General features: G+C 71.5%; 7 protein-coding genes and 1 pseudogene. 3 read left to right on the top strand and 5 right to left on the bottom strand.

Translation table 11 applies throughout. The annotated features are described in order from the left end of the window. Positions 1-3: 3 nt before the first annotated feature. Both ACWDGI_RS30755 and ACWDGI_RS30750 read right to left on the bottom strand, forming a co-directional pair. Positions 4-1,320 carry an ABC transporter substrate-binding protein gene (locus tag ACWDGI_RS30755; RefSeq protein ID WP_450764537.1) on the bottom strand — a complete coding sequence of 439 codons (1,317 nt, stop codon included), beginning with the start codon at positions 1,318-1,320 and terminating at the stop codon, positions 4-6. Positions 1,321-1,975: 655 nt separating this feature from the next. After that, a pseudogene (locus tag ACWDGI_RS30750) lies at positions 1,976-2,274 on the bottom strand (GTP-binding protein); the annotation flags it as partial. 983 nt (positions 2,275-3,257) lie between these two features. On the opposite strand from ACWDGI_RS30750, the gene ACWDGI_RS30745 reads away from it, so the two are divergent. The 3 genes from ACWDGI_RS30745 (at position 3,258) to ACWDGI_RS30735 (ending at position 8,440) form a co-directional block, all read left to right on the top strand. Then, complete coding sequence (locus ACWDGI_RS30745) at positions 3,258-4,436, top strand: MFS transporter (RefSeq protein ID WP_450764535.1); 1,179 nt, start codon at positions 3,258-3,260, stop codon at positions 4,434-4,436. A gap of 168 nt (positions 4,437-4,604) precedes the next feature. Continuing rightward, positions 4,605-6,551 carry a LamG-like jellyroll fold domain-containing protein gene (locus tag ACWDGI_RS30740; protein ID WP_450764533.1) on the top strand — a complete coding sequence of 649 codons (1,947 nt, stop codon included), beginning with the start codon at positions 4,605-4,607 and terminating at the stop codon, positions 6,549-6,551. A gap of 185 nt (positions 6,552-6,736) precedes the next feature. After that, complete coding sequence (locus ACWDGI_RS30735; RefSeq protein WP_450764531.1) at positions 6,737-8,440, top strand: carbohydrate binding domain-containing protein; 1,704 nt, start codon at positions 6,737-6,739, stop codon at positions 8,438-8,440. 80 nt (positions 8,441-8,520) lie between these two features. Here ACWDGI_RS30735 and ACWDGI_RS30730 read toward each other — a convergent pair whose 3' ends face one another. The 3 genes from ACWDGI_RS30730 to ACWDGI_RS30720 all read right to left on the bottom strand — a co-directional run bounded on the left by ACWDGI_RS30730 (position 8,521) and on the right by ACWDGI_RS30720 (position 15,617). Beyond that, positions 8,521-11,844, bottom strand: coding sequence for a lectin (locus ACWDGI_RS30730; RefSeq protein ID WP_450764529.1), 3,324 nt, complete (start codon positions 11,842-11,844; stop codon positions 8,521-8,523). A gap of 628 nt (positions 11,845-12,472) precedes the next feature. Continuing rightward, positions 12,473-12,661 carry a hypothetical protein gene (locus tag ACWDGI_RS30725; protein WP_450764527.1) on the bottom strand — a complete coding sequence of 63 codons (189 nt, stop codon included), beginning with the start codon at positions 12,659-12,661 and terminating at the stop codon, positions 12,473-12,475. Positions 12,662-12,683: 22 nt separating this feature from the next. Next, positions 12,684-15,617, bottom strand: a complete 2,934-nt coding sequence (locus tag ACWDGI_RS30720; protein WP_450764525.1) for a hypothetical protein — start codon at positions 15,615-15,617, stop codon at positions 12,684-12,686. Between the last annotated feature and the right edge of the window lies 1 nt (position 15,618).

The following is a 15,618-nucleotide window of genomic DNA, read 5'->3' as shown; positions in this document are numbered from 1 at the left end:
TGCTCAGGCCGCCGGCATCTGCTGCTGGGCCTTCTCCAGCTCGGCCTTCACGGAGTCGGTGGTGACGGCGTGACCGCCCGCCGCGGCGGCGAACAGGTTCTTCACGGCGGTGCCGACGGTCGTCTCGAACTGCGACTCGGCGGCCACCTGGGGCAGGGCCGCGGCGCTGGTGGCGAGCGTGTTCTTCAGGACCGAGTTGGCGGGAGTGTTGAAGGCCGGGTCCTCCTGGGCGGCCTTGACCGGCGGGATGGAGCTGTAGGCGGTGTTGAGGATCTTCTGCTCGTCGTCGCTGGTCATGAACTTCACGAACTTCGTCGCGCCGTCGAGGTTCTTGGTGTTCTTGAAGACCGCCAGGTTGATGCCGGCGACCATCGAGTTGACCTGGGCTCCGGTGCCGGGGGTGCCGGACTGCACGGGCACGGGGGCGATGCCGTAGTCGCTGTCGCTCATGCCCTGCGACTTGAGGTTGGAGGACGCCGACTGCCACAGCAGCATCGCCAGCTTGCCCTTGGCGAAGTCGCTCACCGACTGGTTCTGCGCGTACTCGGCGTCGCCGGTCGGGATGGTCTTGTCCTTGGCCATCAGGTCGACGTACTGCTTCACCGCGGCGACGACCTTGTCGTCGGTGAAGTTGGGCTTGCCGTCGGCGGTGAAGAAGTCGGCGCCGTGCTGCTTGGCGAAGACGAAGGTGTGGTGGATGTTCTCCGACACGTTGCCGCCCTCGGCGCCGAGCACCGACTTGCCCTTGGCGGATATCTTCTTGCCGTCGGCGATCAGCTCGTCCCAGGTGACCGGCGGCTTGGCGATCCCCGCGTCGGCGAAGATCTTCTTGTTGTAGTAGAGGGCGTAGGCCATCGAGTACAGCGGTACGGCCGCCGGGTCCTTGCCCTCGGCGCCCGTGGAGCCGAGCGCGGAGTCGACGAAGCGGTCCTTGCCGCCGATCTTGCCGAAGTTCTTGGCGTCCCAGGGCAGCAGCGCGCCGGTCGCCTGCAGCGAGGCGCTCCAGGTGTTGCCGATGTTCAGCACGTCGGGGCCCTGGCCGGAGGTGGTCGCGGTCAGGATCCGGTTGAGCAGGTCCGACCAGGGCACGACCTCCAGCTTGACCTTGATGCCGGTCTGCTTCTGGAACTTGTCGAGTTCCGGCTGGAGTACCTTCTTGTCGATCTCGATGCTGGCACCCTGGTTGGAGGCCCAGTATGTGAGCGTCTTCGGGGAGTCGTTGGACCCGCCCCCGGTGGACGAACCGCCACCGCAGGCCGTGGCCGCGAGGGCGAGAGACATGGTGACGGCGCCTACGGCCGCGGCTCGGATGCTGCGCATGGCTCCAGCTGTGCCTTTCCGGGAGTCGAGAACCCCGAGAGGGCTTCGCGAAGGCCGGCACCCGCGATTGCGAAGGCCGAGACCGTCGTTCGGCTTCCGAAGCCCCTCATGGCTTAATTTAGGACGTGAGTTAATCCCCCGAACAGTAGCTCGTCAAGGGATCCGGCACGGGTATCCGTGCAGGCGGGCCGGGGAACACCCGGTTCCGGCCCGGCGGTCCCGCCACGCCAAGCGGCGTGACCTGCGCCGAAGCCGGGTGACCTGGGCAGAGAGCACTCACGGGGCGTTCCACAACGGTTGTGTTTCGACGGGGGCGCGGCGCGGCGAGGGGCGGGCCACCGGGACGGCGACGGGGGCACGGCGCGGCGAGGGGCCGGCCACCGGGACGGCGACGGGGGCGCGGCGCGGTGCTGCGAGGGGCGGGCCACCGGGACGGCGACGGGGGCGCGGCGCGGCGAGGGGCGGGTCACCGGGACGGCGACGCCGGCTCGGGGAGATTGTCCCTGGACCCCCTCCCGGTGTCACCGAGCGGTGGCCGCGGCCGGCGCCGGTACGGAGGCGGGCCTCGACGGCGCGCGGCGAGGGCGGACAGGACCCGGCCGCGGCCGGCAGCGGTTCGATGCCCCGGTCGCGGTGGGCGGAGCCGCACCGGACCGGCTCCGTCGAGGCCGGCGCCCGAACCGTCCGGCTTGTTGACGAAGGTGCTCCGGGGGATGCCGTGCCGGGCGCAGCCGGCGGCCGCGGCGGAGACGGTGACGGCGCGGTCGCGTTCCTGGGGGCGAAATCGGTGACGGTTGTGCCGTCGTACTTCTCGCCGCGTTTGTGGATGGTGCCGGCGGCGAAGAGGATGCGTTCGGTGACGGTGGTCTTTCCGGCGTCGGCGTGGGCGAGGATGCCGAGGTTGCGAACGGCCGCAAGGGAGTCGACGGAGTTCGGGTGCAGTTCGGCGCGCATGGCCCGTCGCCTTTCCCCTGCGATCCCGGGACGGGACCTGGAATGGGCAGCGCAATTTCCCTGCCGCGGAGTTCACCGAGTCACAACTGACGGGACGTCAATTCATCGGCACATGCCAGATGTCGCCGAGCCCGACCGGGCTGCACGGAGTCCGGTACCGGCCGCGCGGCGGGTACCGGGGAGACCGGGACACGAGGATCAGCTCGTAGCGGGAACGGGAAGAGACGGCGGTCGCGCATGACCCTCTCCCCTCATCGTCCGAACTCGTCACGGTAAAGCGCCGCGACCACCTTCCGCGGCTACGGTGCGTGATACCGGGCGAGTCCGGGCAGGGAACGTCGGACACCGCGCCCGCCTTTCCGACCAGGGGACTTGCACTTCCCGGAGATACCGGTTCGTTCGCTTTTCGCCGCCCCTCGGGGAAAGGGTCGACTCGTCGCCCCGACCTTTTCCGGACATTCACGCGGGCGGCATCCATAACCCCGCCGCACCGGAAGGCGCTTTCCGGTTCGGCGAACGACGTGGAGCAGGCCCATCGGAAGAGAACGCCGCAACTGCAGCGATTGGCCGAAAAACGCGCTTTACGGCTCCCAGCGGGACATCGGGACCCTCATACCCGTACCGGTCCGGCCGACTCGGGAAAGGACGTCCGGAACGCCCCGGATGCGCATCGTCGCGGGTGGCGCGCGGAACACGCCGACCTCTTCCGGTCCGGCCGGAGTTGATGTGGAACATGTGTGGACATTCGGTGAAGTGCTGCTTGTGGCTGAGAAATTAGGATCGCGCACCGGGTTCCGGCAGAGGACGCAAAGGCCGGAAAGCACCCCGTCCCGGTGGCCGGTGGATGCTCCACCACTCGACGAACAGGCCTAATCTGATCGGCGAGCAGACCGAATGCGTACGGCAAGTGGACGGATTGGACTGGATTGGACACGCAAAAGACGCGGAGAGCACCGCTCGCCGCGCTGCGCCGGGGTACTGCGATGCCGGTCGCCGCGCAGGTGCTCATCGCGGGAACGCTGTTCTCCCGTCTCGGCGACACCCTCGCCTCGCTGGGGCTGGTGCTGAACGCGGCGGACCGGGACTTCCGCTTCGGGGTGACCGAGGTGATGCTCGCCGAGCTCATCCCCACGGTGCTCGCGGCACCGCTGATCGGCTCCGTGGTGGACCGGTTCAGCGCGCGCACGGTGTGTCTGTGGGCGCTGCTGGCCCAGTCACTGTCCCTCGCCGCGGCCACCGCCGTCGGCGGGTTCCATGTGCGGGTCGCGCTGATCGCGCTGTCCTCTCTGGCCGGAGTGGCCTCGGTGGCCGCCGGGTTCAAGATGCTGCCCGCGGTGGCCGGTGACCGGTACACGGGTCGGGCGAACAGCCTGCTGATGGCCGGAATGTCCGTTGCGGGGCTGCTCGGGCCCGCGCTGGCCGGCTTCCTCAACTCCCGGTGGGGCACCGGCGTGCTCCTCGGGGCGGACGCCGTGTCCTTCCTCGTGCTCGCGGGCTGCACCCTGGTGGCTGTGCCGGCCACCGTGGACGTGGTGATCGGCCGCCGCCCCGCCACGAAGTTCGGGGACGGCTACCGGGCTCTGCGCGACGCCCCGGTGGTGGGCACGCTGATGCCCGCGCTGGCGGCGGCGATGCTGGCCACCAGCATCGAGAACGTCGCCGGCGTCTTCTACCTGCGCGACGTCGTCAACGGCAACGACACCGTCTTCGGCCTCTTCCTGGCCACCTGGGCCCTGGGGTCCGTCCCCGGCGCCCTGCTCGCGGGCCGCGCGGGCTGGTCGGACCGGCACACCCTGCTGATCGTCGGCGGTATCACCGGCATCGGCCTGGGTCTGCTCCTCACCGGTCTGATCCCGGTCGCCGCGGTGATCTTCCCGCTGTTCCTGATCGCGGGCTTCGGCAACGGCGCGTGCAACGTCGGCCTTCGCAACGCGGTGCACTCGCGGGTACCGGCCGAGGTGCACGGCAGCGCCTGGGCCTGCTTCCAGGCGCTGTCCCGCAGTTGCATCGGCCTCGGCTATCTCCTGGGCACCCCGAACCACCTGGTCTCCAGCCAGGGCCAGGTGATCGTCTCGGGTGTCATCCCGCTGGCCGCCATGGCGTGGGCGGGTCTGGTCTTCGTCCGGCGCGGCGAGCACACCGTGACGGAGCCCTCGGCCTGAGCGTCCGACCGGCCGGTCGGACAGCAGCCGGGCCGAACGACGGCACGGGCACCAGTCTTTCGATCCCGGACAGCCGCCCGGCCTTCGCTCGTCATCTGCCGTCCGCCCGCCCACGGGCCCTTCTGGGTAGCGTCGTCGCCGTTTGGACCATCGACCCGGAAAGGCCCCATGTCCATGCAGGATGACACTCCGTCACAAGAAGCGGCCGGACAGAGCAGGCGTGGTTTCCTCCGCAACGCGGCGCTGGCCGGTGCGGGCGCGGCGACCGTGGGCGCGGCCACGCTCGGCGGCACACCCGCGTACGCCGCGGACACCGCCGCCGGCAGGACCGGCACCTGGAGACCGGATCCGACCGCCCTCCGGTTCACCCTCGCGGTGATGCCGGACACCCAGTTCCTCTACTGGGGGAGCCAGGACAGTGTCGACCGGGCGCCGCAGGAGGAGTCGTTCCGTTACGTCATCGGCAACAGCGGCAGGGCCTCCGACGACAACATCGTGTTCATGGCCCACCTCGGCGACCTGACCCAGGACGCCGACCCGTCCTCGTTCCAGCAGGTCGACAAGGCCTTCGGCCTGCTGGACGCGCAGGGCGCCGCCTACAGCGTGCTGGCCGGCAACCACGACGTGAGCGGCGACGACAGCCGCGGCGACACCGCGTACCTGCGGACCATGGGCCCGCACCGGTTCAGGCGCGCGAAGACCTTCGCCGGGGCGGACGCGACCGGCTACAACACCGCGCACGTCTTCGAGGCCGCCGGCCGCTCCTGGCTGCTGCTGGCCCTGGACTGGCGGACCAGCGAGCAGGGCTTCGCCTGGGCCGACGGCGTGATCAAGGCGCACCCGAAGCTGCCGGTGATCCTCACGACGCACGACCTCGTCTACTCGGACTACGATGACAACGTTTTCCCGTACGAGTCCGGTGACCCGGAGGACAACGCCGTACTCTCCGACTACGGCCGCACGGTCTGGGACCGGCTGATCAACGACAACGACCAGATCTTCCTCACCCTCAACGGCCACTACTGGCCGCCCGCGCGTACGACCGCGAAGAACGCCGCCGGCAACGAGGTGCACCTGCACATCACGAACTACCAGAACCGCTACTTCGGCGGTGGCGGCATGATCCGGCTGTACCACTTCGACCTGGCCCGGAACACGATCGACGTGGAGACGGTCAACCCCTGGATCCTGGCCCAGAAGCCGGAGTCCCGCACCGAACTGGCGGCCCAGCACGCCCGGATCACCGGCCCGGTCGACAACTTCTCGGTGCCGATCGACTTCGCCGAGCGCTTCTCCGGCTTCGCCCCGGTGCCGGTCCGGCCGTCCCGTCCGGCCGCCCGGGAGCTGGTGAAGGGCACGCTGGCGTACTGGCGCTTCGACGGGCAGGGCACGCCCGGCAGCGCGCTCACCGCCGGCCAGACCGTCCCCGACCTGTCCGGCAAGGGCAACGACCTGACGGTGGTGACCCTGCCGGGCACCGCCGCCTCCGCGCTGACCTGGTCCGACGACCATCACCCCGACCAGCCCGCACACGCCAGCCTGACGTTCGCGGGCGGCCGGAACCCGCTCCACGGCTCGTATCTGACCACCGGGGCGCAGGCTCCGCTGAACGCCGAGACGTTCACGTCGGGGTACACCATCGAGACGTTCGTACGGATGCCGCTGGACTGGGACGCCGGCCGCAACGGCTGGGCGTCGATACTCAGCCGCCGGGGTTCGGCGGCGGACGCCGGCAAGCACGGCAAGAACACCGATCCCGGCGAGCCCGTGCTCCAGCTCGCCATCTCGAACAACGGCCGCGAGCCGCAGTTCAACCACTACCCGCTCAACGACACCTATCCGACCACCAACTGGGGCCACGGCCTGGTGGAGCTCCGGTGGTGGCACCTGGCGGTGGTCAACGACGGCCGCCGCACGAGGCTGTACGTCGAGGGCGCGCCGGTCGTCGACAACCCGAAGCGCCTGTCGGTCGGCCTCACTTCGCTCGGGCTGCCCTGGCTGGTGGGCGGCCACGAGTACGCGGGCGCCGTCGACATCGTGTTCCACGGCGGCATCGGGGACATCCGGATCGTCGACCGCCCGTTGTCCGGCGACGAGTTCCTGACCGCGAAGTAGCCCGGTGTCCCCCGTCTCCGGCCCGGCCACCGCCTGCCGGAGACGGGCGGCACGCGTCTTGACAGAGCCTTTGGTCTAGTCCTCTTGACGGCGGAGACCTCGAGGAGTTTGGTATGTACCAATACCTGGTCCGGCCCCTCCCCCACCCCTCCGCCCTCCCCGGGCATCCCGAAAGGGCCACTGTCATGCACCTGGCAAGACTCGCGGCTTCCGCGTGCGCCCTGGCCCTCACGGCCACCGGCGCCGCCGTCGCACTGGCCCCCGCCGGCAACGCCGTGGCGGGCAGCGTCTACTCCGTGGCTCCCTACGTCGACATGTCGAACGGTCAGGAAGGCCTGCTCGACACCGCCATCACCGGCCACCACCTCAAGGCCTACACGGCGGCCTTCGTCCTCGGCGTGGGCTGCAACCAGATCTGGGGCGACACCCTCCCCATCGGCAACGACTCCTACACCGACCCGGAGATCGCCAGGGCCAGGTCCGAGGGCGCCTCCGTGATCATCTCCTCCGGCGGGGCGAGCGGCGAGCCGCTCGCGTGGACGTGCTCGAACCAGAGCAGCATCGACGCCGGCTACCAGGCCATCATCAACGACTACGGCGTCACCCAGCTCGACTTCGACGTCGAGGGCGCCGCCGTGGCCGACACCGCGGCCGTGGCCCGTCAGATGCAGGCGATGAAGGACCTCAAGGCATCCAACCCGGGCCTCCAGTTCTCCATGACCCTGCCGGTGCTGACGAGCGGGCTGACCGGCGACGGCGTCAACATCCTCAAGGCCGCCAAGAACGCCGGCGTCAAGATCGACGTCGTCAACATCATGACCATGGACTACTACGCCGGCACCGGCACCGAGATGGGCCAGGGCGCCCTCTCCGCGGCCCGCGCCACGCTGGCGCAGATGCAGTCCGTCGACTCCGGCTACGGCTACGCCAACCTCGGCATCACCCCGATGATCGGCAAGAACGACGACGGGTCCACCTTCACCCTGGCCGACGCCCAGACGGTGGAGAGCTTCGCCGCGCAGAACGGCGTCGGGCGGCTGGCGTTCTGGTCGGCCAACCGGGACCAGCCGTGCAGCGGCAGCGCCAACTCACTGTCCACGTGCAGTGAGATCAGCCAGAACCCGCTCGCCTTCACCGACGCGTTCGTGCCCTACGAGGGCAGTTCGGGCGGCGGCGGAGGCACCACCACCGACTTCTCCCTGGCCCTGTCGCCCGGCTCCGCGTCGGTCGCCCAGGGAGGGTCGGCGACCGCGGCCGTCTCCACCGCCGTCACCTCCGGCAGCGCCGAGTCCGTCGCTCTCACCGCGTCCGGCGCGCCCTCCGGGGTCGGCGTCTCCTTCAGCCCGGCTTCGGTGACCTCCGGGGGCAGTTCGACGCTGACGGCGACGGTCGGCTCGTCGGTGGCCGCGGGCAGCTACCCGATCACCGTCACCGGCACGGCCGCGAGCGGCAGCCACAGCGCCACCTACACGCTCACGGTCACCTCGTCCGGCGGAGGGGGCGGCGGCGGCTCACTGACCAACGCCGGCTTCGAGACCGGCAGCGCGAGCCCCTGGACCTGCACCGGCGGCAGCACGGTCGTCTCCAGCCCGGTCCACAGCGGCAGCCACAGCCTCCAGGTCACGCCGAGCTCCAGCGGAACCGGCGAATGCGACCAGACCGTCACCCTCTCCCCCAACCACACCTACACGCTCTCCGGTTGGGTGCAGGGCCCGTACGCCTACGTCGGTGTCAGCGGCGGTGCCACCGCGAGCACCTGGTCGAACAGCGCGAGCTGGAACCAGCTCAAGGTCACCTTCACCACCGGCAGCAGCGGAACGGTCACCGTCTACGTCCACGGCTGGTACGGCCAGGGCAACGTGAACGCGGACGACTTCGGCCTGAGCTGAGAGCGGCACATCGCGGAGGGGGCCGGTTCCCCGGGCGTTCGCCCGGGGAACCGGCCCCCTCGTCCGTGCCGCGGTGCCGCCTACTGGCCGAAGCCGTAGGCGAACAGGTGGGCGGTACCCGTGGAGCCGGTCACCGGCAGCGTCACCGACGCCACCTGCTTGGCCGGGTCCAGCGGCACCTTCGTGGCGAAGACGTAGGTCTTCACGCTGTCCCGGCCGCCGCTCCCGGTGTTCCGGTAGCCGGTGGTGACGGCCGTCGTGTCACTCGGCAGCGGCTTGGCCGACCCCCCGTTGAGCGTCCAGTCGGAGAAGCCCACCGTGGCATGCGCGGTGCTGCCGTCGGTGTAGGTGACGGTCAGCGTGCCCGAGGTCCCGCTGCCGTCGGTCGGCGCGTTGGCCGCCGCCCCCAGCAGACCCAGCGACGCACCCGAGGTGCCGGCCGGCATGGGGATGGTCTGGCCGGCCATCTCCAGGTTGTCGGCCTGCCCGGACTTCACCGTCGGCCAGGTGTAGGAGACGCCGTCGACGGTGAGGGCGGAGCCGCTGCCGACACCTGCCGCCGACAGGGCGTTCTGCGAGTACGCCCAGCCACCGCCGTCGAATCCGCCCGAGTAGCTGCTGCCGTCGGGGTAGACGCCCTCGTTGGTGTCGTACGGCCACAGCGCACCGGCCTTGGCCACGGCGACCCGGAGGGCCGCCCCGGACAGTGCCGCACCGGTGTCGTGGTCGGTCAGGGCGAACGTGACCGGGAACGTGCCCTCGTCCGGACCCGCCGTCACATGGACCTTCGCCTCGGCGCTGCCCGAGGCCGGCACGGTCAGCGAGCCGGACGCGGTGTCCACGGCGACGCCGGCGGGCGCCGTCGCCTTCCAGTCGACCGTGACGGCCTTGCCGCCGAGGTTGGTCAGGTCGAGGGTGCCGTCATCGCTCGTGCCCGGCCGGAGGACCAGACCGTTGCTGGGACCGGTCGCCGCCAGTACCCGGCCGCCGCCCGTGGTGTCCGACGGCGGCGCCGCCGACGGGCCGGACGCCCAGGAGGTGTCGGGCTCGGTACCGAGCGTGAAGTCCATGGTGCCCGCGCCCCTGAACTGCTGGTACGTCAGCCAGGAGGTGTTCCATGCCTTGCCCTTGACGTCGAGGGACTGCACGTACGGCGCGTCGGTCGCGGCCTGCGGGGCGTTGATCCGCACCGTCTTCCCGCCGAGGGTCACCTGGGCCACCGGGAACACCGGGCTGCCGAGCACCAGGGTGTCCGCGCCCGGGGTCTCCGGGTACAGGCCCAGCTCGGACCAGACGTACCAGGAGCTCATGGCGCCGAGGTCGTCGTTGCCGAACGAGCCGACCGGGGCGTTGAAGTACAGGTTCTGCTGGGCGTCACGGACGGCCGCCTGCGTCTTCCACGGCTCGCCGGTGTAGTCGTACTCCCAGGGGATCTCCACGCTGGGCTCGTTGCTCAGGTCGGCGTCGGTGTTGCCCGGCCGGGTGATGTCGTCGAGCAGGCTGTCCAGGTAGGACGAGTACGCCTTGGTGCCGCCGCGGGCCTGGATGAGCTGCTTCAGGTTGAAGGGGACCATGGGGGTGTACTGGGCGGAGGTGCCCTCCACGAAGCCGTTGGAGGTACCGGGGGTGAAACCGGTCGCGAACTGGCCGTCCTTGTTCTTGGCCTGGAGGTAGCCGGACTGCGGGTTGAAGACGTTCATCCAGTCCTGGGCGCGGGTGGCGAACTTCTCGTAGACGGACGCCTTGCCGAGCGACTTGGCGAAGGCGGCGAGGGCGTAGTCGGCGGAGTCGTACTCCAGCTGGGTGGAGACCGGGCCGTAGAAGTTGCAGCAGCCGTAGCTCTCGTCCAGCGGGAGGTAGCCCTTCGCGTCCCGCACCGACTCGCCGGGGCGGTCGTTGTTCGGGACGGTGGCCTCGTGCTGGAGGGCCGCGAGGGCCTTGTCCGTGTCGAAGCCGGTCGCCCCGAAGGCGTACGCGTCGGCGATGATGCCGGCGGCCGGGTCACCGACCATCACGTAGCTCTCGCCGTTGTTCGAGGCCCACTTGGGCAGCAGGCCGGTCTGGTCGTAGCCGTTGAGCATCGAGGTGACGACGTCGCTCGCCACCTTGGGCTCGACCAGCGCCATCAGCTGGGTCTGGGAGCGGTAGGTGTCCCAGCCCGAGTAGTTGGCGTACTGGGCCTGCTGCCCCTTCGCCAGCTTGTGGACCTGGTTGTCCATGCCCATGTACTGGCCGTTGGCGTCGGAGAGGACGTTCGGGTGCAGCAGGGCGTGGTAGAGCGCGGTGTAGAACTGCGTCCGCTGGTCGGTGGATCCGCCGCCGACCTGGATGTTCTTCAGCACCGTGTTCCAGGCGTCGTGGTTGGCCTTCTCGACGGCGCCGACGTTCCGGTTCCCGATCTCGGCGCCGAGGTTGGCCGCCGCGTTCGCGTCACTCGTGTACGAGATACCGACCTTCGCCGTCACCTTGGGGTTCGACGACGTGTCGAAGGTCAGGTACATGCCGTTGGCGCCGGTCGTGGGAGGCTGGGCGGCCTTGGCGGCCTTCGACAACCGGGACGCGGTACTGGCGCTCGGTGTCAGGGAGGCCGCGCCGGAGGTCTTGGCACCGCTCCCGTGGATCGTCGGGGCCGGCTTCGCCGGGACGGTGAAGTGCTTCTCCTTCAGCGGCGCCGACTTGGACGCCTGCGGGGGCCGGCTGACCTTGCCCGCCTTCAGCGACGTGGCGTCGGGGGTGATGGTGGAGCCGACCCAGGTCCCGCTCGCGGTGAACGGCCGGTCGAACTTGATGTCGAAGTGCAGCGTGTACCGGTTGGCCGCGCCGCAGAAGTGACCGCTGTCGACCGCGCCGCTGATCTCCTTGCTGTTCACCACCTGGACGCGGGTCCCGTCCACCTGGGTGGCGCCCCCGCTGAGCTTGAACAGCAGGTTCGCCTGCTGGTCCGAGGGGAAGGTGAAGGTGCCGATGCCGGCACGGGTGGTGTCGGTCAGCTCGGTCGCGACCCCGTTGGCGTCGGTGACCTTGTAGGAGCCGATGCCGGCCTGTTCCTTGTCGTGGCCGAAGCCGACGGACGTGTTGCCGAGGTCGCCCGTCAGGGCGCCGGTGACCGGCAGCACCGGCAGGTCACCGGCCACGGGGCAGCCGGGCCCGGAGACGTGGGTGAGGCTGAAGCCGGAGATCTTGCTGTCGGCGTACTCGTAGCCGCCGCCGTCCGTGCGGTGGGGCGTGGTGTCGGGGCCCCACTGCACCATGCCGGCCGGCATGTCGGGGCCGGGGAAGGTGTCCACCGCACCGGAGGTGCCGATGAGGGGGTTGACGAGGGACGCGGGGTCCTTCACGAGGGGCGGCGTCGCGTTGCCCGCGGCCTGGGCGCTTCCGACCGCCTGAAGCGGCAGCGCTGCCATGCCCAGGACACACACCGCGACGAGGCGTCGGCGGAATCTTGCTCGGTCGGCTGGTGCAGCTGGACGTCGGGGTCTCACCATCGGTTGCCTCCGCAGCAGTTCGTGCTTCGCACATCAGGTGTCGGCGCGCCGAAAAACACCGGAATGCCGGCGACAGGCAACGGTTCGGGTCGCTCCCACGGCCTGACAACGTTGCCATGCACGAGTGTCGAGTGAAACGCCTGTGCTTGTGGCGTGTCAACGAGGCCAACAAGACTTTCTGAGTGCGAAGTTCACGGCCGACCGCGCACCGGACGCCGGCGGCCGCGGCCCGGGCCGGTCCGTCCACCCGGGTCCGTGCCGTCGCGGACGGGCCCTGGCCGGTCCGTGCACCCGGGTCCGTGGCGTCGCGGACGGGCCCCGGCTGGTCCGTCCTCCCGGGTCCGTGGCGTCGCGGGCGCGAGTCGGCCTTCGGCGCGGGAGGGTCCGGGAGCCGCGCCGAACCGTGCGATTCCTTGCGGGAGTTACGGCCTTCCAGCAAAGGCTCCTCTCCCGGCGGGGGCGAGCCTCGGCCGGGGCGGCGGCAGCGCCTCCGGAGCGTCGGGCGGCCCGGCCGAGCGCCAGGTCACGGCCGGTGCGCGGGGTCAGATCAGTGGGCGAGGTCCGGTCGGTGCACCGGGTCACGGCCGGTGCGCGGGGTCAGGTCAGTGGGCGAGGTCAGGTCGGTGCGCGGGATCCGGCCGGTGCGCCGGGGCCGGTCGGTGCGCCGGGTCCGGTCGGTGCGCCGGGTCCGGTCGGTGCGCCGGGGACGAGGGGTGAAAGGGCGGTGTCCTTTCACCCCTCGTTCTCATCCCTCGTTCTCACCCCTCGTCGCGCAGCTGGGCCGCCAGGGAGGTCAGCGACTCGGTCTCCTCGGTCCGGCCCAGGGCGGTGAGGCGGGAGACCGCAGCGTCGAGGCGGGTGAGGGCGGGGGCGGGGCGCTCCAGGTAGAGGCCCTCCACGACGGACGCGAGTCGGACGCACTCGGCCCACTCGCCGGCGTGGTCGTCCTCGGGTCCCGGTTCGCCGAGCAGAGTGAGGGCCTTTTCCAGCGCGTCCAGGGCGGTGTCGTACGCACCGGCGTAGGCGTTGACCCGCCCGTGTTCGTAGGCGAGGGCGCTGCCCAGGGAGCGGTCCCGGGCCTCGTACCCCGCGTCCCGGGCCTCGTCGGCCACCCTGCCGGCGTCGGCGAGGAGGGCGAGGGCGTCGGCCAGCCCCTCGGCACCCTGCCGCTGGGCCTGGAGGCGGGCGATCTCGCGCAGGCAGCCGCTGAGCTGCTCGTAGCGCGGGGCCTGGGCGTGGGCGGCGAGGGCCTGGTCAGCGGCCTCGCGGGCGCGGCCGAACTCGCCGGACTCGGCGAGGAGTACGGCGGTCTCCGCGGCGATCGCGGCGTGGCTCGCGGGGTCGTCGTCCCAGCCGGCCGACTCGGCCGCGAGGGCGGCGAACTCCGCCGTGGCGGCCTTGAGGTCCTCCCCCGCGTGCAGCGCGCGGGCCCGGTACAGGCGCAGCTGGGCGACGAGACGGTCGCCCGCCTCGCCTGAGGCGACGTCCGGTTCGGCCAGGAGGGAGTCGAGCAGCGCGATGCAGTCCTCGACGCGGCCGAGTTCGAGGCTGAGCCGGGCCACGTTGCTGTAGGTGCAGAACGCCTCCGTCCGGCTGCCGTGGCGCAGTTCAAGCTCCGCGGAGCGCGTCAGGTGCCGCAGCGCCTCGTCGGGCCGGCCCAGGCGCATGCAGGCCTGGGCCAGGTCACCGTGCAGGCGTGCCGTGTCGGTGGAGTCGGACGGCCAGTCGGCGGCCAGCCGCAGGCCCTCGGTCAGGTCGGTGTGCGCGGCCTGCGCGTCCCTGAGGCCGAGCCGGAGCCGGCCGCGCAGGCCGAGCGTGCGGGGCAGGTGCCAGGCCGGGCCGTCCGCCGTCAGCCGGTCGAGGAGCGCGTCGACCTCGGTGACCGCGGCGGGCAGGTCGCCGGTGAGGGCGCGCGTGGTGGCCCGCAGCAGCCGGGCGCCGGAGACCTGTCCGGCGATCCCGTGCCGGGTGGCGAAGGCGAGCAGCAGGTCCACCTCGGCGAGGACCGGCGCGATGTGCTCCTCGTCCCCCGTCGTCTGCAGCCGCAGGCCGAGCGCGCTCGCCCGCAGCCGCAGCACACGGGCCTCCTGGTACGGGGCGAGGCCGGTCGTCTCCTCGTGCAGCCGGACGAGGGCCTGGTGAGCGGCGGTCAGCGCGGCGGCCTTCGCCTCGGGTCCGTCGCCGCCCTCCGCGGGGATGTCCCCCGTGGGGAGTACGGCGCAGGCACGGGCGAGCGCGGCGTGACCCGGTGCCCCGGCCTCGTCGTACAGGCTCGCGGCCGCCTCCCACAGGGCGGCCGCCTGGTCGAAATCGTCCTTCTGGCCGGCCCGGCCCGCCTCGTCGGCCAGCAGGTCCGCGCGCAGCTGGGCGAGCGGCCCCACGGCCGGGTCGTCGGGGTGGGCGTAGCCGGGGTCGGCGACGAGGGTGCGCAGCCGCGCCCAGCAGACCACCGCGTCCGGATGCCCCTGCTCATCCAGCTCCCGTGCCCGGACGATGAGTTCGGGCAGCGACTCGGGGACGGCGGTGGTGGCCGGGCGGGCGGCGGGCACGGCGGCCGGGGCCACGTCGTCGAGGCCGCGGGTGCGCAGGGTCAGCTCCAGCGCGTCCAGGAGAGGGGCGCGGTCGAGGCGGGCCCGACGCCGGTCGGCGTGGGCCGTGGTTCCGTTGCGGGCGTCGAAGCGGGCGGCGAGGTCGTCGGCCCGGCCGCGTACCTCGGCGCGCAGGCCGGACACCGTCCAGCTGCGGCCCGCGTACCCGGCGGCGGGCAGGTCGCCGTGGCCGAGGAGTTCGACGCGCTGCAGGAGGACCTCGACGCCGGTGAGGAAGGCGAGCAGGTCCAGCGGCGAGTCCACGTCGTCGAACAGGTTCCGGTTCTCCGCGAGGAGTTCCAGGCCGCGTGCCTCGTTGCCGGTCAGCGCACAGAACTCCAGGTGCCGGCCGACCTCGCCGGACATCGAGGGGTTGCGGCGGCAGCCGCGGTAACCGGCCAGGTGCAGCTCGCGGGCCCGGTCGGCGCCGCCGGTGCGCAGCAGGGGAAGCAGCGCGTAGGAGACGGAGCGGGCGGGTTCCTCCTGGCAGGACTCCTTCCCGGCCAGGACGGGCTCCCAGGCGCGCAGCGCCCGTTCGTCGTCGCCCGCCGCGAGGTGGTGGAGGGCGCGCTCGCAGATCTCGCAGGCCTCGCAGTCGCTGAGCTGGGTACGGTCCCGTCCCGCCCACAGCTCGTAGGCCAGGTCGGTGCCCTCGCCGACGTGGGCGGCGAGGTGGTACGCCTGTCCGTAGTAGGGCTGGAGTCCGAGACCGGCCTTCTCGTACCGGTCACGCATCTCGGTCAGCCACTGGCGCAGGCTGGCCAGGGGTATCTCGGGCAGGGCGAGCAGGGCGCCCGCGACCCACTTGAACCGCCAGAACAGCGTGTGCCGCAGCCGCTCGTCGAAGACGTCGGGCTGCTCGTCGAAGAGGGTGAGCACGCGGGCGAAGACGACGGGCGACTTCCTGGGCTCGGAGCCGTAGTTGTACGCCTTCTGGAGTGCGAGGAGCGCGTGGACCAGCGGGCGGGGCTCCGCGAACTGCTCGGCGGTGTCGACCAGTTCCTCGGCCGTGACGGTGCGGGTACGGCCGTAGGGGCGCCGGTCGTTCTCCTGGAGCGCCTGGTACAGCTCGTCCGTGTTCTGGGGATGGGGTGCGGTCGGCATC

This window comes from Streptomyces sp. NPDC001220 (genome assembly GCF_053597895.1).
Note: the sequence above shows the minus strand (reverse complement) of the source record. Positions and strands in the feature narration are given on the sequence as shown.